We start from the raw sequence: 17,005 nt of genomic DNA on the forward strand, positions 1-17,005 counted from the left end.
TTTTGCAGACTTATTGCAATGTAACAATTAATGCTCAATAGAAATCGGCATATGTAAGGATCTGTACACCATGTGAACTTAAGATGCGTTGCATCTGTAAAATTTTTCGATCCTTGCTGAGTAACTGACTGGGACGGTAGTGGTAAGCCAAATCAATGAAGGCTTGGTCATCTGGATCATCGCAACGAAATGAACAGCGGGGTGGCGTGGGTTTATGAATCGCCATCTGAGTCCAAGAACTCAGCACAGTTGATTGATCGTATGAACTTTGAGCAAATTGTGGACGGGCGATGACATCGGTGAGCTCAAGGAGCGTTTCGGAGCTGTAAATAAGCTCAAACTGCCCCTGAGCAGTCCCATCCCGAATCCAATTGGCTCGTGGATCTTGAAATACCAGGAGATCAAGCACGATATTGGTGTCCAGAATTAGAGTTTTTATTGCCATCCCTGTAGCCAACGCGATAAATCCTTTAGTTCTGTCCAGATCAGAAGATAGCGCCGCTTGGTTAAAACTGCCTCGAGCTCGACATAGTTTTTTGGAATTGTTTGGTCGTTCGGCAATAGCGGATCATGCACCCGGCTCACCAGAAAATGTTTCTCTCGATGTTGGGGCTTAATTGCCGTCCACTTCGTGAGTAATAATTTTTTATTCGAGAGAGGGCGCTTTTGTGACTTATCTGGTAAGACCATGTTTATCCTTATACTCGATTCTAATCATTCCTATAAAGAGAAAACCATGACCTTATTCATGCTGACCTGGGCAATAACGTCCTTATCCCTATGGGCGGCGACCTATGTATTTGATGGCTTGCAATTTAACGATTCTGGAGCTTTGATTATTTCTGCTCTGGTCTTGGGCCTTGCCAATGCCATCGTTCGCCCCTTATTGATCCTGTTTACCTTACCGCTTACCATTCTTAGTCTTGGATTCTTCTTATTAGTGATTAATGCCTTGGTACTCATGCTAGTCGCTCAGGTGGTGAATGGCTTTGTCCTCTCCGGATTTTGGACTGCCTTCTTTGCCAGTATCTTTATCGCCATTCTGAACGCCATCATCGGCTCATTGTTTAGCATTCATCGCATCAAAATTGAGCGCATCCGCTAACCATCCTGCCTTCGTAGTTGAGGTGCCCTATACCACCTCGCCAAAGATGAGTCGGTATGCGGGCTCATTAATTGATGCTCATCCGGACCCTCGTTATTTAGAAGCTAAGAACCATGAGCTTGCTCTTCTTGGGTCAGAGTTATGTGCCCAGCAGGACGCCGAGCAAACGCGGGAACTGATTACCAAAGCGGCACACGCTCTCAATTTGCCAGAAGCCAGAACTATTCGGAAGATTGAGGATTTAGCTTTGTGCCTCAATGAAGATGTAGCTCTCTTAGAAAACGATATCCTCACGGCCATCTGCTTTTGCTTTCCCAGTAGTTGGGTACCTACTAAACGGCTTGGTATGGCCCTCGCACAAATTCATCATCCGGTAGCGGATGGAGAGCGCCTGGTACAGGCTAGCCCAAAGATCGCCCATGTCATGAGTGATCCCCAGCAAGGATCTTTTCGTCGCCATGTCTGGACGATTAGCAATAGTCCCGAGCTAAGTCAGCATCCATCCCGAAAATCAAATGCCATCCCAACAAGGGTTGAGGATTTGTATTACCGCCTAGAGACCCAAACCACCATGCCAATCACTGCTTCTCAGGGACGAGCCAGTCTATTTCTTGTGAAGGTTGAGGTTTGCCCGTTGATGGTGTTTTGGCAAAACCCAGAGCAACGCGCCCAAATCTGTGCGAGTATTCAATCCATGAGCGAGGCAGTATTGGAATACAAAAATTTGTACTCGATTAAAGCCTTACTGCTTCAGAATGAGTGATGAAATAAGGTTGTGCCATGGATAATTTTGGACCGATTATTTTGATTGAGGTCATCCTCGTATTTGGCGGGGTACTGCTCTTTGCATGGTGGCAATTGCGCGATCTCAAGAGAGAACGCGAGAAGGATCAAAAAAAGAGGGAAGAGGAAAAGTCCTGAGCATATTGCAGTGCATCGATAGACACCGCCACAAATACTTGCTAAAAATTAGAATTACACTAAGATGAACTTACTGTGCCAAAACCAGCCACTAAATACTTTCCTGAAGAGAACTATACCGAACTCGATTTGGTCAGTTTGTCTTATGTGAGCGATGCGACCGAAGAGTTTGGCATTCTGGCATTGATGCAGTTAGTTGATAAGGCATCGCGTCGCAATAAGAGCTTAAACATCACGGGCGTTTTATCCTTTGACAATGGTCGCTTTGGTCAGATATTGGAGGGCAAGCCTAAGGATGTGGAATTGCTATGGGAGGTTATCCAGCGAGATCCCCGCCATTCGAATGTGGTATCGCTCGGCATGAAACGTATTAATTCTAGGCGTTTTGCTAACTGGTCAATGCGTTTGTGTGGTCAAGAAGAAATTACTTCCGCCAACCCCGACCTCAAGCTCTAATTATTTTTGTAACTCACATTGCATGATGGGGTATCCATCTTGCAAGCTTGCCTGCACATACTGATCGGTCTTTAATACGTAAACCTTTACTCCTTTGCCATCACCAATATTATTAACATTGGTAAAGAGTGCGGTCTTACTGTCAATCCGTTTTAAGCTTGCAATAATGGTCGGCTCACCAATACTAAATTTAGAGCCCGTCCAACGGTCGGGTCGAATGAAGTCACCCTTAACCAGTTTGCCGCGGTAGGTCTTCATATAGATGCAATCCTTTTGATTCATAATTAAATCGACTGGATCATCGTTACGGTCAAACCAACTTGCCTGCAATAAGGGGCTTGATAGAAGTAGCACTACGCACAATAAAGGGTTAATGAAGCGCTTCTTCATGATGCAAAAATTAGATCAATTGAGAACCTTGTAGCCGCGTCCCACGAGGCATTTTTTGACGATGGCCTCTTGCGATTCGTTCCCTTGATAGGCTCCACCCGCAGCCCCGATCACCGCACCAGCTCCAGCAGCCTGAACAATTCCCGTGGTATTGCCACCAGTAACCAACCCTAATAAGCCACCGACAACCGCGCCTGCGCCCGCACCTTTGGCAGCCGTCCCACCCATGCCATTTGCTTCTTTGGCATAGTTTTGGCATTCAGCGAGATCTTTCTCATAGCGTGCCTCATTGACACCTTTCATATCCACAATCGGACGCACATCGGCACCAGCACAAGCGGCTAGTAGTAATGCTGTTAGGGGTACGAGATAGAGCTTGGTTGGCTGATGAAGTTTCAAGTAATTTCCTCCTAAATCATTAAATCAAAGGCGATGGGGATCGTCAAGGCTTGCGTATCAATCTTTAAATCGACCATCTTCAATGCGCCCTAAATCCTGCGGATCCCGTTGATAGAGATAAACCCAGGCGATCTGCCATTCAGATGCTCCAATGAGCTGGATGTGGCGCAACACGCGCTTATATTCATGAGGGCTAGGGTCGTTGGGGGAACACTCTTCATACTGATCAATCGCATCCAGTAATTGCATGTCATTTAGGCGCCATAATTCCCCATGAACCCAACGATCTAAAAACTGGATTGATTCGCTGGGCCGATCCGTGGCGCCAGGATACCAGGATATTCGATAGAGCAGACCAGGCATCTGCGCCGCACCCAAATACTCGGCCCCCTTATGAAATTGCATGGCATTGGGATGGTCAAAAGGGCGCATCAAGGTCCCATAGACAAACAGTAAATCAGTGCTCATGATGGTTTTACATGAAAACCCTAATAGGAGGAAGCAAAAAGCCTATTCACAATCAAAATCTTAATCGATGAAGAAGGTGCATCAAGATGAAAACCGTTAGTCAGTTGCTCGCAGGAAAAAATCACCGAATCGAAACTATTACTCCAAATGTGCATGTGTTTGATGCCCTAAAACTCATGCTAGAGAAAGACATAGGCTCACTTCTAGTGATTGAGTTTGGCAACCTCGTCGGAATTTTTACTGAGCGCGATTACGCCCGAAAATTAGTCCTGCAGGGCAAAAGCTCACAAAATACCTTGGTGCGAGATGTGATGAGCACCAAACTAATTACGGTCAAGCCTGAGGACAGCTTGGATTACTGCATGGAGCTCGTGACGGAAAAACGCATCCGCCATCTGCCGGTATTAGATGGTAGCCGCTTAATTGGTATGTTATCGATTGGGGATTTGCTCAAAGCTGCACTTGCAGAGCAGGCTGCTACGATTGCACAACTTGAAGCGTATATTAATTCTTAAAGGCCCATTTCTTTAAAAACGTCCTTGGCAGTACGAAAACTATCAATCGCTGCAGGCACGCCGCAATAAATTGCTGATTGCAAAAATATCTCGGCAATCTCATCCTTGCTTAAGCCATTATTGATTGCCCCCTTCACATGCAGTTTGAGTTCGTGGGGGCGATTGAGTGCGGTGAGCATCGCTAAATTAACAATACTGCGGGTTTTCCGATCGAGGCCAGGCCGATTCCAGATTTCATTCCAGCAGTATTCGGTCACTAACTCTTGGAGCGGTAAGTTAAACGCATCGGCATTGCGAATCGATTGATCCACATACTCGGCGCCGAGCACCTCACGACGGGTTTTTAATCCCTTTTCAAAAGCATCACGATTCATGGCTGTCTCCTCATTGATTGACTAAACAGCAGTATAGTTATACGCATGAATACACGTTGGATTCACGGAATTTTGATCATAGCTTTGGGCCTCTCTGCTTGCGGAACCCCAGAGAGTGGCTTTCGTGTAGTTCAACGTTCCGACGGCATGATTGGGGTGCAGGCAGTGAAAGGTGCTAAAGAGATCGAGGCGCAAGAGCTAGCAAGTAAAGAGTGCAAAAAGAATGGAAAATCCGTTGCCCGAATTTCAGAGGCGCGCACCACCCATAATGACAAATTTCCAATGATTTATATTTACCAATGTCTACGCTAGTCATACCTAGCCACCTAATCTAATGTCGATTCATACCCATACCCAAACCATTCCGCTATTTCCATTGGGAACCACTTTATTTCCCGATGGCGTCATGCTCCTCAAAATCTTTGAAGTACGTTATCTCGATATGGTCAAACAGTGCGTGCGTGAAGGTTCCGGCTTTGGTGTGGTCACTCTAAACAGTGGGAATGAGGTGCGCATGCCGGGTCAAGAGGTTGGCTTCAATCCGGTGGGAACCTTTGCCCGGATTAAAGAATTTGACCCGGTACAACCTAGTCTATTCATGATTCAATGCCAGGGGGAGCAACGTTTTCGTGTCAAAACTAGCGAAACCAAGCGCAATGGCTTGATTGTCTCCGAGGTTGATTTCATCGAAGACGATTCCTTCATGGAGGTCCCAGAGGATCTAAAAATTGCCTCCACGGTATTGGGTAAGGTGATTCAGTCTTTTAAAGAGCAGGGTGCAGCTCTTGGGAAAGAGCTACCCTTCAGTAAACCCTATCGCTTTAACGAATGCGGCTGGGTTGCCAATCGTTGGTGCGAGCTCTTGCAATTAAGCCCCGGTCAGAAGCAATTTTTCCTAGAGCAGGAGAGTCCTCGTTTGCGGCTGGATCTGATTCATGAGCTGCTAGAAGAGATGGGCGTCTACAAAGCTGTCAAGTAACCATGAATTATTCCTATGAATGTTCAGTTTGTGGGAACGCCCGTCCCGTCACTGGCGAGTGCCCATTTTGTAATACCGCGATTGCACCGCTTGCACACTCCGATACGGATGTCATTAACCTAGAGCTGGATAGCCCCACGAGCGATGAGGCTCTTGACCAACTAACGCATTACATTCGGGCTGCTAGCGAGGCGCAAATTCGGGCCTTGGTGGTGATTCATGGGTATGGCTCAAGCGGCAAAGGTGGGAATATTCGTAAAAAGGTTCGTGAAGCCCTGGAGCACAATTATTTTGCCGACCGCGTGAGCGAGTATTATCACGGTGAAGATCTCAGGCATCAATCTGATTTGTACCGGGACGTCATCAAACGACGCCCTGGACTCAAGAAGCACTTCAAATTGTTCAAAGAGGGTAATGCCGGAATCACCTTATTAATGATGCACTCACAGCCCTAAGAGCGATGCCTAATTATTGGTCCACCAGCGGTTTTGATACATTGAAAGTGAATGCGGATCGCCATCTCGTGGTGACCGATGATTTTCTTAGAACCTATCTTGCGCGCCCCGAGCTGAGTCTAATTCCCCAGTCTTGCACCCAGGAGCGCGCTATTCATCAGCGCCTATTGAATTCGCCCCGCGAAGAAATTAGCCAAACCGAGATTCAGAAAATCGCCGATACCGACGTGCAGGCTAACTATGAGATTTGGTTTCGGTATCGGAGTAAGTTGTTGGCCGCAAGTTCCCTCGAGCATTTTTATATGAGTTTGTTCCAAGGAAAGGGTGTGGACGTACCACCTTTATTTGTGAGTCAGCTCACCCAAATTTTCCTTCGGCATATATTAGGTGAGGACCCAGACCCTTATGAGCTAAGAATGGCAGAGTTCTTCTTTCGCACCCAAAAGGTCAGTATTTTGGAGAGTGGTGTGTTGATGGCGGCTGATCATGAGACCATTGAGCGAAATGCACAGGCTTCGGACTTTGGCAATATTGTTGATCTTCTGAAGAGTCAATCGTTAGCGGCGCGCACCATCGATTTAGATGTGTTGCACCCTGATAATGCCAAAGCCTATTGGGGCCGTGACGAGCTCTATGACTTTGCAGTTCAGCTCAATTTTGATCAACCGGCATTACCCGCCTTAGCGCGTCTTCTTGAAAAATGGATCAAGCATTTTTTGGGGATCGATACAACAATTACCCCGATGAAGGAGATCTCTGACTCTAAATGGGTATGGCATGTTGGCTTGGATGCCGCTGCGACCGAGATTCTCAATGGGCTATACCAAGAGCAAAGTCTCGATGAGTCCGTTCTCAACCGCTTAATTTGCCTCTTTAGGCTGGAATTTAAGGACACGAGCCCAGTGCTTAGCCAGGTTCGTGGCAAGCCTGTGTATTTGGGTCTGGCGATGAACGATCAGTCGCAGATTAAGCTTAAGCCCCAGAATCTGCTCTTTAACCTTCCCTTAAGTCCTGTTTCTTAAGCATTTTTCTCTTTTTGTCTCTTGTGCAATGCAGCAAGATTTAGGGTATACTATTAGGTATAAACCCTTAGGAGAAGACAATGACAACCAATACCATTAAACCAACCTTAGCTGGAAGTTCCATTGGACACACCGCTGGATCAAGCCCAGATACTATCGCTGTAATCCTCAAAACATTGCGTATGATTGGTAAGGCCTGGGAAGAGTCCCGGGTGGAATATAAAAAACATGCCATCTTAGGTGGCGGTTGGGAATAATTGAAATCAGTCCGTATTGACTTTGTATCGGATATCGCCTGTCCATGGTGTGCAATTGGTCTAACTGCCCTAGAGCGGGCAGTCGACCAAGTGTCCGATCAAGTATCCGTAGAGATTCATACTCAGCCCTTTGAATTAAACCCGCAGATGCCCCTGGGCGGACGGGATGTATTTGAGTATCTTTCAGAAAAATACGGTAACCCAATTTCGCAAGTTAAGATCAATCAAGAACGAATTTATCAACGTGCTGCAGACATCGGATTTACCTTTCATCCAGAAGGACGCAAACGAGTCTATAACACCTTCAATGGCCATCGCCTCTTGCATTGGGCGAGCGAAGAATTTGATGCAGCCGCGCAATTGCGGTTAAAGAAAGCTCTGTTTCATACCTACTTTACCTTGGCGGTCAGTATGGATGAGCCCCAACATCTACTAGACGCAGTAGTACGCGCAAACCTACCAGTCTCTCGGGCGCAAGCTGTGATCGCGAGTGATGAATTTACTCAGGCAGTGCGAGACATCGAGCAGCAATATGGCCAACTGGGGATTAGCTCAGTACCGGCAGTGATCTTTAATCAACGCCATCTGATTTCAGGGGCGCAAGCACCCGAGGTGTTTGCGCAAGCCATCCTCGAGTACGCACACTAAACGCGTTATTCCTTAATATTGTTTTGGATCACAAACTTACCCCAGACTCCAATTTGTTTTGTTACAAAAGCGTTTGCAGAGTCGGGATTCAGACTAAGAATTTGGATTCCTTGAGTTTTTAGCTTCTCGGCAACCGCTGGAGTTTTGAGCGCTTTATCGACTGCCTTATACATCGCATTCACAATGGCTGGCGGTGTTTTTGCCGGAGCAATCACTGCCCACCAGGCTGGAGCCTCAAATCCTGGATAGCCACTTTCAGCTAAGGTGGGAACGTTTGGCATATCGGCAGTCCGCTTTGCTGTTGTTACCGCCAACGGAATTAATCCACCGTTATCGGCATGTGGCTTGATAAGGAACATACTGCCAACCACCAGAGGGATTTGGCCAGCAAGCCCATCTTGCACCATTGGGCCGCCACCGCGATAGGGGGCATGCACCCAATCAACCCCGGTTTTCTTGGCAAAGTCGGCAATCGCCAAATGCCCCAAGCTACCAATACCAATGGATCCATACGTAAATGGCTTCTTCGCCTTCGATTCAGCCATGAGCTGTTTCATGCTTGTAATTCCAGACTTCTTACTGGCAGCCAAAACCATGGGTGAGGTCCCAACCAGATTGACAGTCACTAAATCCCGAAGCGTGTCATACGGCAAATTGTCTTTAAGGGATGGATTAACACCATGGGTATCAAACACTAGACCAAAGGTATAGCCGTCTGCCGGTGCTCGTGCTACGGCGGTTGTACCAATGACCCCCGAGGCGCCACCAATGTTTTCAACCACAATATTCTGTTTGAGTTCTGCTTGTAAGACGGGGGCCAGTATGCGGGCCACTTGATCCACAGAGCCACCCGGAGGAAAGACGGCAATCATCTTGATGGGACGTTGCGTTGGCCAATTACCAAGGTCACTTTGTGCCATGGTGGGGGCAGCAAAACCAACGGCAATCAATAGAGTAGTAAGGATTCGAATCAGGGAAGCCATAGCATCTCCAAAAAGTAGAATGTATCCATCATACTGGATTTGAAATGATGCAAAACGGCAATACAATGAAGCTACACTATGATGAATCCTATCCAAATATTTCCCAGAAAAGAGCCCGCAGACCTAGGCATTCATGCGCTGCGCGGTATGCCATCCACCGTAATAAGCGATATGTTGGGACGCACACTAGTTGCCAAAGATATTCTGCCGGTTCATCGCGCACCAATGTCGGTTTGCGGTAATGCCTTCACCATCAAAGTACACACTGCAGATAACCTCATGGTTCACAAAGCATTACAAATGGTGCGCCCAGGGGATGTGATGGTGATTGACGCTGAGGGTGATACCGGTTGCGCGGTCATTGGTGAGATCTTGACGCGGGTTGCCAAAAGTCGGGGTGTAGTGGGTATCGTGGTTGATGGTGCAGTGCGCGATGTCGATGCGCTCGAAGAGATGGCCTTCCCATGTTGGGCTCGTGGTATTAGTTTACGAGGCCCCATGAAAGATGGACCAGGGGCAATCAATGTACCGGTCTCCATTGGCGGGATGATCGTGAACCCTGGAGACATCATGTTGGGCGATCGCGACGGTGTCATCGCTATTCCCCCAGCGCTTGCTGCAGAAGCGGCGCGCCTCGGGCAAGAAAAGATCAAACAAGAACAAGAGATCCTCAAAACGATTGAATCCGGGACCTATGCGACCCCATGGGTTGATGAGCTGCTCATCAAAAAAGGGGTCAAGCTCTAATTACAGAGTGATCACACACCGATTAGCAATCCCTGCTTGGTTTAAAACCTGAGAACCACTCAAACCAGCAATCTCAAGAACGCAGACCGCTGCAGCAACTTGTGCCCCGGTTTTCTGAACAAGGCGTGCAGCTGCGGCAATGGTGCCACCAGTCGCCAAGACGTCATCAACAATCAGCACAGATGCGCCAGGCTGCAAAATACGTTGACTGATCTCAAGAGTATCTGAACCGTACTCCAAGCCATAGGACTCTTGATGGATATCGGGCGGTAATTTGTTGGGCTTACGGACCATCACGAACCCTTTATGAAGATGAGTGGCAAGCGCGGATGCAAAAATAAAGCCGCGGGACTCAATACCCAAAATATAGTCAAAGGAGTACTCGGTGCTTAGCTTACCCAGCGATTGAACGGCATGAGCAAAGGCATCCGCATTGGCCAGTAGGGGGCCAATGTCCCGAAATACGATCCCAGGCTTTGGAAAGTCCAAAATGCCAGGCAAGTAGTCTTCAAGCTTCATCCGTTTAGAATCCAATCATGACGATTAAACAATCCATCTTACTGGTAGTTGCGCTCAAAAATGAACTCGAGGCAATTACCATTCCCAAAAACATTGCAGTGGCGTACACCGGAATTGGCAAAATCAATGCAGCTACGGTTACTCAAAGCGCGATTATTCATTATCAACCGAGTTTGATCATCAACTTCGGAACCGCCGGGGGATTGAATCCCAAGCTCAGTGAGTTAGTGACGATCGGACGTGTGATTCAGCGCGATATGAATGCCCAGCCCCTGGCACCGCGTGGCATCACCCCGTTTTGCACCAAACCCGCCGAGTATCTATCTCAGTCGGGCAAATACACCTGTGGCACCGGGGATAGTTTTGTTACTAGCACGGATCCTTGGCTGATTGAGCAAAAGGTCGATGTCGTCGATATGGAGCTATTTGCCATTGCAGCGATCGCCCATCAGTATCAAATCCCTTGGCGCTCGTACAAATTTATTAGTGATGCTGCAGATGATCAGGCAGGTGAGCAGTGGCACAAAAAAATTAATCATGGGGAAGAGTTATTCTTAGAAGAGCTTAAACAGTTACTATCATGAGTGTGCCTATGCTTAATCGAATTAGCATTCTGCTCGCGACTGCGCTATTAATCCAAACTAGCGCATTGGCCGGCGAAGAACCATCAAAATCCACCGGCACGATTCGTGTTAAACCGATTCCGATGGAAAGCGCAAAGACCATTATTGATCAAGACTTTCGTTACCCCACTGGAACACCCAAGATTCAGGTCTTTGAGATTGAGATACCCCCAGGTCAGCAAACCACATTACATCGTCATGCCGTACCACTCTTTGCCTATATCGCCAGCGGCGACCTAGAGCTTGATTACGGTAGCAAGGGCAAAAAGATTGTGCGATCCGGCACATCGTTTGTGGAGGCCATCAACTGGTGCCACTTCGGTAAGCCCCTGGGTAATCAGTCCGTTAGAATCATTGCTGTTTATCTTGGACAAAAAAATCCAGACCTTGCGATTTCAGAAGACTGTATAAAACCTGATTAGGACGATTCATGAGCACATCATTCGTTATTCCAGCCCCAGTTATTCCATCCTTACCCGTTGTCGGAGATAGCAAGCGCTTCCCCGTGAATCGCATCTACTGCGTTGGCCGTAATTACGCCGATCATGCTCGCGAGATGGGACATGACCCCGACCGCGAGCCACCATTCTTTTTCATGAAACCCGCGACAGCAATTGTGACCGACGGACAAGCGATGGCATATCCCGCCTTATCGAAAGATGTCCACCACGAGTTAGAAATGGTGGTTGCTTTAGGCAAGGGCGGATCTAACATTACAGTAGACCAAGCCTTAGATCATGTGTGGGGCTACGGTCTGGGGCTTGACATGACCCGTCGAGATTTGCAAGGCGAAGCTAAAAAAATGGGACGTCCTTGGGATACCGGAAAGGCATTTGATCAGTCTGCGCCATGCTCGGCCTTGGTGCCAGTAAGCCAATGCGGTCATTTATCCAGGGGCCGTATTTACCTGACGGTGAACGGTCAAGTGAAGCAAGACGGTGATCTCGCCATGATGATCTGGAATGTGCCAGAGACCATTGCTTACCTATCCACGCTCTTTACACTAATGCCGGGTGATTTGATCTTCTCAGGAACCCCTGCAGGAGTTGCTGCGGTCCAACGCGGCGATGTCTTGGAAGGCCATGTAGAAGGCCTACCGGTTCTCCATACCAAAATTGTGTAAGGCTCTAGAGCTCTGACTGATTCTCGAGCGCAAATAATTTGAGCGTATCAAAATCCACATGATCTAGTGCATTGATGTGGGTACTCTCAAGCTTAAGGAGTGGTGCACAGCCATTGGCTAAAGCCTCTTGCCAGCGGGTAATACACAAACACCATTGATCACCCGCTTTAAGCCCCGGAAAGTTCCATTCTGGTCTGGGGGTGATGAGATCATTGCCGCGCTGATGGCTAAACTCCAGAAATTCATCGGTCATGATTGCGCACACTAAATGCAAGCCAACATCCTCGTCATTGGTCTTGCAACAACCATCCCGAAAGAAACCAGTGAGTGGATCAAACGAACAAGGCACGAGTGGCTCACCAAACACATTACGCACAATCTCGGGCATTTGACCTCCTTACTTCCCTTGCCAATTTGGGGGGCGACCACTTAAAAATGCCGTCACACCCTCTTTGAAGTCTGCGCTACCGTACACCTCGGTAATTAAATCATCGCAATTTGGTAATGCATGTCCGATCACGCGCGCCATGATGAGTTTAGATGCCTTTTGAGTGATTGGTGCCAAGACAGCTAATTGCTTGGCCAAATCCATACTCATCCGATCAAGATCGTCTGATTCACCGGTTTGGTAGACAAACCCGTGTGCAAGAAGCTCTTGTGCCGAAACCAACTCAGCAAGTAAGAGCATGCGCTTGACAATCGCAACCCCGAGATGAGCGGTTAGCCAAGCGATATTACTTGGCGAGAGGGTGTTACCAAGGGTGCGCGCAATTGGAACCCCAAATTTTGCAGTTGGGGTCGCTAGCCGAAAATCACATAAGGCCGCAATCGCCAGGCCGCCACCAACCGCGAGTCCGTCGACCACTGCAATTGTTGGCATGGGTAGTTGTTGGAGGGGCCCTAAGTAGTGATCAATCATGCCTTCGTAATGAACCCCATCGGCACCACCCTGAAAGGATTGAAACTGGGCAATATCACTACCCGAGACAAAAGACTTACCACCAATCCCTCGCAAGATGGCGACGCGCACGGAAGGATTTTGAGCAAGCTCTAAACAAATCGTGCGTAATTGCTCATACATCGCCTGCGTCATCGCATTGCGCGCTTGGGGATGATCAAAAAAGAGATGCGCGATCGAGTCCTTGATCTCGCAATACACCCGAGCGTTCATTGCATCACTCATGCAGCAAATGCACCCTGTGCGCGCAGTGATTCAATTTGAGCCGAGGTAAATCCAGCTTGCTCCAAAACCTCTTGGGTGTGCTCACCCAATAACGGTGGATGCCGCCGAACTTGCTGCGGGGTGCCTTGCATCTTGACCGCAAAACCAATGTTCGGAACTTTACCCTCGAGTGGATGATCGATCTCAATCTTCATTTGTCGATGCTTGCCATGCTCGCTCTCAAATGCCTGCGGATAATCCAAGATGGGACCAGCCGGAATCCCCTCGGCCAACATGAGATCAATCCACTCGCTTGCATCCCTGTTAGCAAAAGACTTCTCAAGTTCAGCGATTAATGCTTCGCGATGACCGAGTCGACCAGCGATGGTTTGGTAATCCGGGTTTTGTAAGAGATCCGGGCGAACCAAGATCTCACAGAGTTTTTGCCAAAGTTTGTTATTGGTGGCGCCCATTACGAAGTAACCATCTTTTGCTTTCACAGCCTGATAGGGTGCAGTCATACGGTTTGCTGTGCCCAGCGCAACGGGTGGTTGACCGGTGCCCCAGTATTCGGAGGTATCCCAAATCGAGAACGCCAGTGCTGAATCAAACAAGGATGCGTCAATGTATTGACCCTGACCTGTGTTCTTGGCACCAATATACCCTGACAGGGCGGCATAGACCGCAAAGAGGGCGCAGCCAATATCGGCAACCGGAACACCGGCTTTCACGGGTTTGCCATCGCCATGCCCGGTCACACTCATTACTCCTGACATCGCCTGAGCCATTAAATCAAAACCAGGACGCTCTGCCCATGGACCACTTTGACCAAAACCCGAGATGCTGACATACACGAGCGCCGGATTAATCTTGCGCATCACCTCGTAACTAACGCCAAGGCGTTTCATGACCCCAGGGCGGTAGTTCTCGACCAGGATATCGGCATCTTTGGCCAACTCAAACAAAATCTCTTTGCCAGCATCGGATTTCAGATTAATCGCGATACTGCGTTTATTACGATTCATGTTCAAAAAGCCCATGCTATCGGGGCCTTTCATCTTGAAACCCATGGCACCCCGGGTTTGGTCACCCGAACCTGGCGGCTCGACCTTGATGACATCGGCACCCATATCGGCGAGCAACATGCAGCAGTAGGGGCCCGCCATCACTTGACTAACATCAAGAACCTTAACACCGGCGAGCGGTAAGGAGCGATTGGTTTGGGGTGCAGAAGAATTCATCATGGCATTCTAAACACAAAACCATTTTCTGTTTGTGCACATCCGTCTATTAAAATGGACAGCATGTACATGTATCTACCTTTTGCAATCGCATTGCTAGCCGCCATCTTCATTTGGTTTGAGAAGCGCGTGCTTGGATTGCTGCTCGCATTCACTAGCGCCGTGATCACGGTAGCATGGTTCTTGCATCATGCCTCCGATAAACTCAATGTCAGTTTATGAGTAAGCTCACCTTACCATCGCTCAGTGGCTTAGGGAACATGGTTCTCCTCATGGTCATCAATTTGGTGCTCACACTAGCGTTCCTCGATCAGTTCATCAATCATGATCTGCCATGCCCACTTTGCATCTTGCAGCGCATGGGCTTTACCTTAATTGGGCTGATGTTCTTGCTCAATATCCGTTCGGGTGCGCAGCCCGCGCACTACGGATTTGCCATTCTGTTTGCGATCTTAGGCTTATCAGTTTCTTTGCGCCAAGTGCTCTTGCATGTTGCCCCAGATGACCTGGGTTATGGTGATACCTTCTTTCGTCTGCATTTTTATACTTGGGCTTTTGTTGGATTTGTCTCCTTGCTGATCGGGATCGCAATTCTGTTAATCATTCCGGATCGGGGCACTCGCAGCCGTCATTGGTTTGCTCAATTTATCTGTTTGTGGTTCATCCTATTATTAGTGGGTAATGTAATCTCGACCTTATCAATTTGTGGTTTAGGTGCTTGTGCGGATAACCCCTTGCACTATGACGGTATTGTGCAGCTGCGTCAGTGGCTTGCTAAGTAATCTGCTTTGAAACGATTCATTCTCATTTGTACACTTGCATTTGGCCTGCTTGCGTCGGCGCAAGCGGAACGCGTCTGGCCACGCGAGACCATTCGCATCGTTGTGAGCTTTCCCCCAGGTGGCGCACCCGATACCCTGGCAAGGGTTCTGGCAGAGGATTGGCAAAAATCCCTAAACGTTCCTATCGTTGTCGAGAATCGCCCTGGTCATGGCGGTAATATTGGAGCTGATCTGGTCGCTAAGAGTGCGCCCGATGGCTATACCTTGCTAATTGGTACGGTGGGGATTCATGCGATTAATGGCGCCCTTTATGAAAGGCTCTCCTATGACCCTGTGGCTGATTTCACCCCAATTAGTTTCTTGGCGAGCACCCCAAACGTACTAATTGTGAGTAAGCAACTTGGGGTGCAGTCACTCAAAGAACTGATTGCTCTAGCCAAAACAAAACCGAATGAGCTGACGTTTGGATCATCGGGAACGGGCACCTCGATTCATATGTCCGGGGAGCTCTTTAAGGAGATGGCAGGTGTAGAGATTCGGCATATTCCGTATAAGGGCAGAGCGCAATCTTTGCCTGATCTCGTGAGTGGCCGCATCTCGATGCTCTTTGATAATTTAGCATCCGCATTACCCTTAATTAAAGCCAATGAAGTGGTTGCGCTAGGAGTCACCACACTCAAGCGTTCTCCATCCGCCCCGGAGATCCCAACACTCAACGAGCAAGGGCTCAAAGGGTTTGAGGCAATATCCTGGTTCTCTCTGATGGGCCCAGCCAAATTACCTCGCGATACTCAGATGCGGTTGAATCAATTGACCCAGCAGACCCTAGCTAAGCCAGAGGTGAGAGCACGATTGATGAGCGGTGGACTCGAGCCAAACCCGGGTAGTCCAGAGGATCTAGCCCGTTATATCCAACTGGAATCCAATAAATGGCGCAAAATTGTTAAACAATCTGGCGCAAAGGCAGAATGATGTCTACCAAACCCACTCCAGAAGCGTTAAATAGTTAGAGAGATCAACCGGAGCACTTCATGCGACTTCAGGCCTGTAAAACAATTCTCATTAGTAGTATTGGTATCACCGTACTCACTGCCTGCGTATCCGCACCCACTGGCCCAACCATCACCATCATGCCGCGTGAGGGAAAATCCTTTGAGGAGTTCAAAAAGGATGATGAGGAGTGCCGTGCATTCGCAGCCCAATCCGTTAAGGATGGCAATACTGCAGCCTTAAAAGAGGGAGCTATCAGTGCTGCCACGGGCGCAGCCATTGGTGCCGCGGCCGGAGCCCTATATCAAGGTGGAAGCAGTACTAACGTCGGAACTGGTGCAGCGATTGGCATGGTTGGTGGGGCTGCTGTAGGAGCCATGGGCGCCGCCAGTAAAGAATCGCAGGCTCAAACCCAATATAACACCGCGTATCAACAGTGCATGTACACCAAGGGCAATCAAGTGCCTGGATTTAAACCCATTGGCGAATTTAAAAAGATTCAGTAGTTAGTGGTTTGCTCAACTAAGAATCTGGACAATGCGCTCGCTTCCGTCTTTATAAAGAAAACGCACTTCATACTGACCCACAATCTCGGCACTTTTTAATTCTTTATTGCCCCAGCTGAGCTGTATCTCTAACCCTAATTCTTTATCCTCAACAATTACCAATTTATTGTTGCGATCGATCGCTTTAATCGAAAAGTGGTCAGAGCGTGGAAATAATTTATCAAGCATATATTTATAAACTATATAACTTTATAAAAAATATATACATCATGGGGAATGCGGACTCTCACCTCTTGACAAATAATCTCAGGGGGGGGTTAAAGCTATTGAGTAATTAGCT

General features: G+C 48.2%; 31 protein-coding genes. 19 read left to right on the top strand and 12 right to left on the bottom strand.

Translation table 11 applies throughout. The annotated features are described in order from the left end of the window. Positions 1 to 34: 34 nt before the first annotated feature. Positions 35 to 445, bottom strand: a complete 411-nt coding sequence (locus QUE61_RS04260; RefSeq protein WP_286307954.1) for a PIN domain-containing protein — start codon at positions 443 to 445, stop codon at positions 35 to 37. Beyond that, positions 436 to 690, bottom strand: coding sequence for a TIGR02450 family Trp-rich protein (locus tag QUE61_RS04265; RefSeq protein ID WP_286307955.1), 255 nt, complete (start codon positions 688 to 690; stop codon positions 436 to 438). The genes QUE61_RS04260 and QUE61_RS04265 overlap by 10 nt, the downstream gene beginning before the upstream one ends. Before the next feature lie 46 nt (positions 691 to 736). Between QUE61_RS04265 and QUE61_RS04270 the strand changes: the two genes are divergently transcribed. The 4 genes from QUE61_RS04270 (at position 737) to QUE61_RS04285 (ending at position 2,482) form a co-directional block, all read left to right on the top strand. Further along, complete coding sequence (locus tag QUE61_RS04270; RefSeq protein ID WP_286307957.1) at positions 737 to 1,105, top strand: phage holin family protein; 369 nt, start codon at positions 737 to 739, stop codon at positions 1,103 to 1,105. Continuing rightward, on the top strand, positions 1,089 to 1,868 hold the full coding sequence (locus QUE61_RS04275) for a heme-dependent oxidative N-demethylase subunit alpha family protein (RefSeq protein WP_286307959.1): 780 nt from the start codon (positions 1,089 to 1,091) through the stop codon (positions 1,866 to 1,868). Before QUE61_RS04270 ends, QUE61_RS04275 begins: the two co-directional genes overlap by 17 nt. Positions 1,869 to 1,885: 17 nt before the next feature. Then, on the top strand, positions 1,886 to 2,026 hold the full coding sequence (locus tag QUE61_RS04280; protein ID WP_286307961.1) for a hypothetical protein: 141 nt from the start codon (positions 1,886 to 1,888) through the stop codon (positions 2,024 to 2,026). A gap of 75 nt (positions 2,027 to 2,101) precedes the next feature. Further along, a complete protein-coding gene (locus tag QUE61_RS04285; protein WP_286307963.1) occupies positions 2,102 to 2,482 on the top strand; it encodes a BLUF domain-containing protein in 381 nt (126 codons plus the stop codon). On the opposite strand, the gene QUE61_RS04290 is transcribed toward QUE61_RS04285, so the two are convergent. The 3 genes from QUE61_RS04290 to QUE61_RS04300 are packed head-to-tail and all read right to left on the bottom strand — an operon-like array spanning position 2,483 to position 3,739. Continuing rightward, complete coding sequence (locus QUE61_RS04290) at positions 2,483 to 2,872, bottom strand: hypothetical protein (protein WP_286307965.1); 390 nt, start codon at positions 2,870 to 2,872, stop codon at positions 2,483 to 2,485. Positions 2,873 to 2,887: 15 nt separating this feature from the next. Continuing rightward, a complete protein-coding gene (locus QUE61_RS04295) occupies positions 2,888 to 3,271 on the bottom strand; it encodes a glycine zipper family protein (protein ID WP_286307967.1) in 384 nt (127 codons plus the stop codon). A gap of 57 nt (positions 3,272 to 3,328) precedes the next feature. Next, complete coding sequence (locus QUE61_RS04300) at positions 3,329 to 3,739, bottom strand: gamma-glutamylcyclotransferase family protein (RefSeq protein ID WP_286307969.1); 411 nt, start codon at positions 3,737 to 3,739, stop codon at positions 3,329 to 3,331. An 86-nt stretch (positions 3,740 to 3,825) separates the two neighbouring features. Here QUE61_RS04300 and QUE61_RS04305 point away from each other — a divergent pair, with 86 nt between their 5' ends. After that, positions 3,826 to 4,254 carry a CBS domain-containing protein gene (locus QUE61_RS04305; protein ID WP_286307971.1) on the top strand — a complete coding sequence of 143 codons (429 nt, stop codon included), beginning with the start codon at positions 3,826 to 3,828 and terminating at the stop codon, positions 4,252 to 4,254. Here QUE61_RS04305 and QUE61_RS04310 read toward each other — a convergent pair. Then, positions 4,251 to 4,628: a carboxymuconolactone decarboxylase family protein gene (locus QUE61_RS04310; RefSeq protein WP_286307973.1), complete on the bottom strand. Its 378-nt coding sequence runs from the start codon at positions 4,626 to 4,628 to the stop codon at positions 4,251 to 4,253. The two genes, QUE61_RS04305 and QUE61_RS04310, sit on opposite strands and share 4 nt — an antisense overlap. 45 nt (positions 4,629 to 4,673) lie before the next feature. Here QUE61_RS04310 and QUE61_RS04315 point away from each other — a divergent pair, with 45 nt between their 5' ends. The 6 genes from QUE61_RS04315 (at position 4,674) to QUE61_RS04340 (ending at position 7,989) form a co-directional block, all read left to right on the top strand. Further along, on the top strand, positions 4,674 to 4,940 hold the full coding sequence (locus QUE61_RS04315; RefSeq protein WP_286307975.1) for a hypothetical protein: 267 nt from the start codon (positions 4,674 to 4,676) through the stop codon (positions 4,938 to 4,940). 22 nt (positions 4,941 to 4,962) lie between these two features. Continuing rightward, on the top strand, positions 4,963 to 5,607 hold the full coding sequence (locus QUE61_RS04320) for an LON peptidase substrate-binding domain-containing protein (RefSeq protein ID WP_286307977.1): 645 nt from the start codon (positions 4,963 to 4,965) through the stop codon (positions 5,605 to 5,607). A gap of 2 nt (positions 5,608 to 5,609) precedes the next feature. Beyond that, on the top strand, positions 5,610 to 6,062 hold the full coding sequence (locus QUE61_RS04325) for a Smr/MutS family protein (RefSeq protein ID WP_286307979.1): 453 nt from the start codon (positions 5,610 to 5,612) through the stop codon (positions 6,060 to 6,062). A 5-nt stretch (positions 6,063 to 6,067) separates the two neighbouring features. Further along, on the top strand, positions 6,068 to 7,084 hold the full coding sequence (locus QUE61_RS04330) for a DUF6352 family protein (RefSeq protein ID WP_286307981.1): 1,017 nt from the start codon (positions 6,068 to 6,070) through the stop codon (positions 7,082 to 7,084). Between the two features lie 80 nt (positions 7,085 to 7,164). After that, positions 7,165 to 7,341 carry a hypothetical protein gene (locus QUE61_RS04335; protein ID WP_286307983.1) on the top strand — a complete coding sequence of 59 codons (177 nt, stop codon included), beginning with the start codon at positions 7,165 to 7,167 and terminating at the stop codon, positions 7,339 to 7,341. After that, a complete protein-coding gene (locus QUE61_RS04340; protein ID WP_286307984.1) occupies positions 7,342 to 7,989 on the top strand; it encodes a DsbA family oxidoreductase in 648 nt (215 codons plus the stop codon). It abuts the gene before it with no gap. Positions 7,990 to 7,994: 5 nt separating this feature from the next. Here QUE61_RS04340 and QUE61_RS04345 read toward each other — a convergent pair whose 3' ends face one another. Next, on the bottom strand, positions 7,995 to 8,972 hold the full coding sequence (locus QUE61_RS04345; protein ID WP_286307986.1) for a tripartite tricarboxylate transporter substrate binding protein: 978 nt from the start codon (positions 8,970 to 8,972) through the stop codon (positions 7,995 to 7,997). A gap of 78 nt (positions 8,973 to 9,050) precedes the next feature. On the opposite strand from QUE61_RS04345, the gene QUE61_RS04350 reads away from it, so the two are divergent. Continuing rightward, a complete protein-coding gene (locus tag QUE61_RS04350; RefSeq protein WP_286307988.1) occupies positions 9,051 to 9,719 on the top strand; it encodes an RraA family protein in 669 nt (222 codons plus the stop codon). On the opposite strand, the gene QUE61_RS04355 is transcribed toward QUE61_RS04350, so the two are convergent. Then, complete coding sequence (locus QUE61_RS04355; RefSeq protein ID WP_286307991.1) at positions 9,720 to 10,238, bottom strand: adenine phosphoribosyltransferase; 519 nt, start codon at positions 10,236 to 10,238, stop codon at positions 9,720 to 9,722. 17 nt (positions 10,239 to 10,255) lie between these two features. On the opposite strand from QUE61_RS04355, the gene QUE61_RS04360 reads away from it, so the two are divergent. Genes QUE61_RS04360 through QUE61_RS04370 form a run of 3 tightly spaced genes read left to right on the top strand, consistent with a single transcriptional unit; the run spans position 10,256 to position 11,984 of the window. Further along, entirely contained in the window at positions 10,256 to 10,822 is a 567-nt protein-coding gene (locus QUE61_RS04360; protein ID WP_286307994.1) for a 5'-methylthioadenosine/S-adenosylhomocysteine nucleosidase family protein, read from the top strand. Positions 10,823 to 10,830: 8 nt separating this feature from the next. After that, positions 10,831 to 11,283, top strand: coding sequence for a cupin domain-containing protein (locus tag QUE61_RS04365; RefSeq protein ID WP_286307997.1), 453 nt, complete (start codon positions 10,831 to 10,833; stop codon positions 11,281 to 11,283). An 8-nt stretch (positions 11,284 to 11,291) separates the two neighbouring features. Then, positions 11,292 to 11,984, top strand: coding sequence for a fumarylacetoacetate hydrolase family protein (locus tag QUE61_RS04370; RefSeq protein ID WP_286307999.1), 693 nt, complete (start codon positions 11,292 to 11,294; stop codon positions 11,982 to 11,984). A gap of 4 nt (positions 11,985 to 11,988) precedes the next feature. Here QUE61_RS04370 and QUE61_RS04375 read toward each other — a convergent pair whose 3' ends face one another. The 3 genes from QUE61_RS04375 to QUE61_RS04385 are packed head-to-tail and all read right to left on the bottom strand — an operon-like array spanning position 11,989 to position 14,387. Then, on the bottom strand, positions 11,989 to 12,372 hold the full coding sequence (locus QUE61_RS04375) for a DUF2237 family protein (RefSeq protein ID WP_108508329.1): 384 nt from the start codon (positions 12,370 to 12,372) through the stop codon (positions 11,989 to 11,991). A 9-nt stretch (positions 12,373 to 12,381) separates the two neighbouring features. After that, a complete protein-coding gene (locus tag QUE61_RS04380; RefSeq protein WP_286308001.1) occupies positions 12,382 to 13,167 on the bottom strand; it encodes an enoyl-CoA hydratase/isomerase family protein in 786 nt (261 codons plus the stop codon). Continuing rightward, complete coding sequence (locus QUE61_RS04385; RefSeq protein WP_286308003.1) at positions 13,164 to 14,387, bottom strand: CaiB/BaiF CoA transferase family protein; 1,224 nt, start codon at positions 14,385 to 14,387, stop codon at positions 13,164 to 13,166. Before QUE61_RS04385 ends, QUE61_RS04380 begins: the two co-directional genes overlap by 4 nt. Positions 14,388 to 14,450: 63 nt before the next feature. Here QUE61_RS04385 and QUE61_RS04390 point away from each other — a divergent pair, with 63 nt between their 5' ends. From QUE61_RS04390 to QUE61_RS04405, 4 genes are read left to right on the top strand one after another with little or no spacing between them, the layout of a single operon-like run. Next, positions 14,451 to 14,609, top strand: coding sequence for a DUF5993 family protein (locus QUE61_RS04390; RefSeq protein WP_286308004.1), 159 nt, complete (start codon positions 14,451 to 14,453; stop codon positions 14,607 to 14,609). Continuing rightward, positions 14,606 to 15,169, top strand: a complete 564-nt coding sequence (locus tag QUE61_RS04395; RefSeq protein WP_286308005.1) for a disulfide bond formation protein B — start codon at positions 14,606 to 14,608, stop codon at positions 15,167 to 15,169. The genes QUE61_RS04390 and QUE61_RS04395 overlap by 4 nt, the downstream gene beginning before the upstream one ends. A 6-nt stretch (positions 15,170 to 15,175) precedes the next feature. Beyond that, the gene (locus tag QUE61_RS04400; protein WP_286308006.1) at positions 15,176 to 16,141 is read left to right on the top strand and encodes a Bug family tripartite tricarboxylate transporter substrate binding protein; all 966 of its coding nucleotides are present in this window, start codon (positions 15,176 to 15,178) and stop codon (positions 16,139 to 16,141) included. Positions 16,142 to 16,200: 59 nt separating this feature from the next. Beyond that, positions 16,201 to 16,665, top strand: coding sequence for a glycine zipper family protein (locus tag QUE61_RS04405; RefSeq protein ID WP_286308007.1), 465 nt, complete (start codon positions 16,201 to 16,203; stop codon positions 16,663 to 16,665). Positions 16,666 to 16,677: 12 nt separating this feature from the next. Here the strand turns inward: QUE61_RS04405 and QUE61_RS04410 are convergent, their stop codons facing one another. After that, positions 16,678 to 16,893 (bottom strand): hypothetical protein, encoded by a 216-nt coding sequence (locus QUE61_RS04410; RefSeq protein WP_286308008.1) that lies wholly within the window; start codon positions 16,891 to 16,893, stop codon positions 16,678 to 16,680. Between the last annotated feature and the right edge of the window lie 112 nt (positions 16,894 to 17,005).

The sequence above is a fragment of the Polynucleobacter sp. HIN5 genome, assembly GCF_030297555.1.
GTDB lineage: Bacteria > Pseudomonadota > Gammaproteobacteria > Burkholderiales > Burkholderiaceae > Polynucleobacter.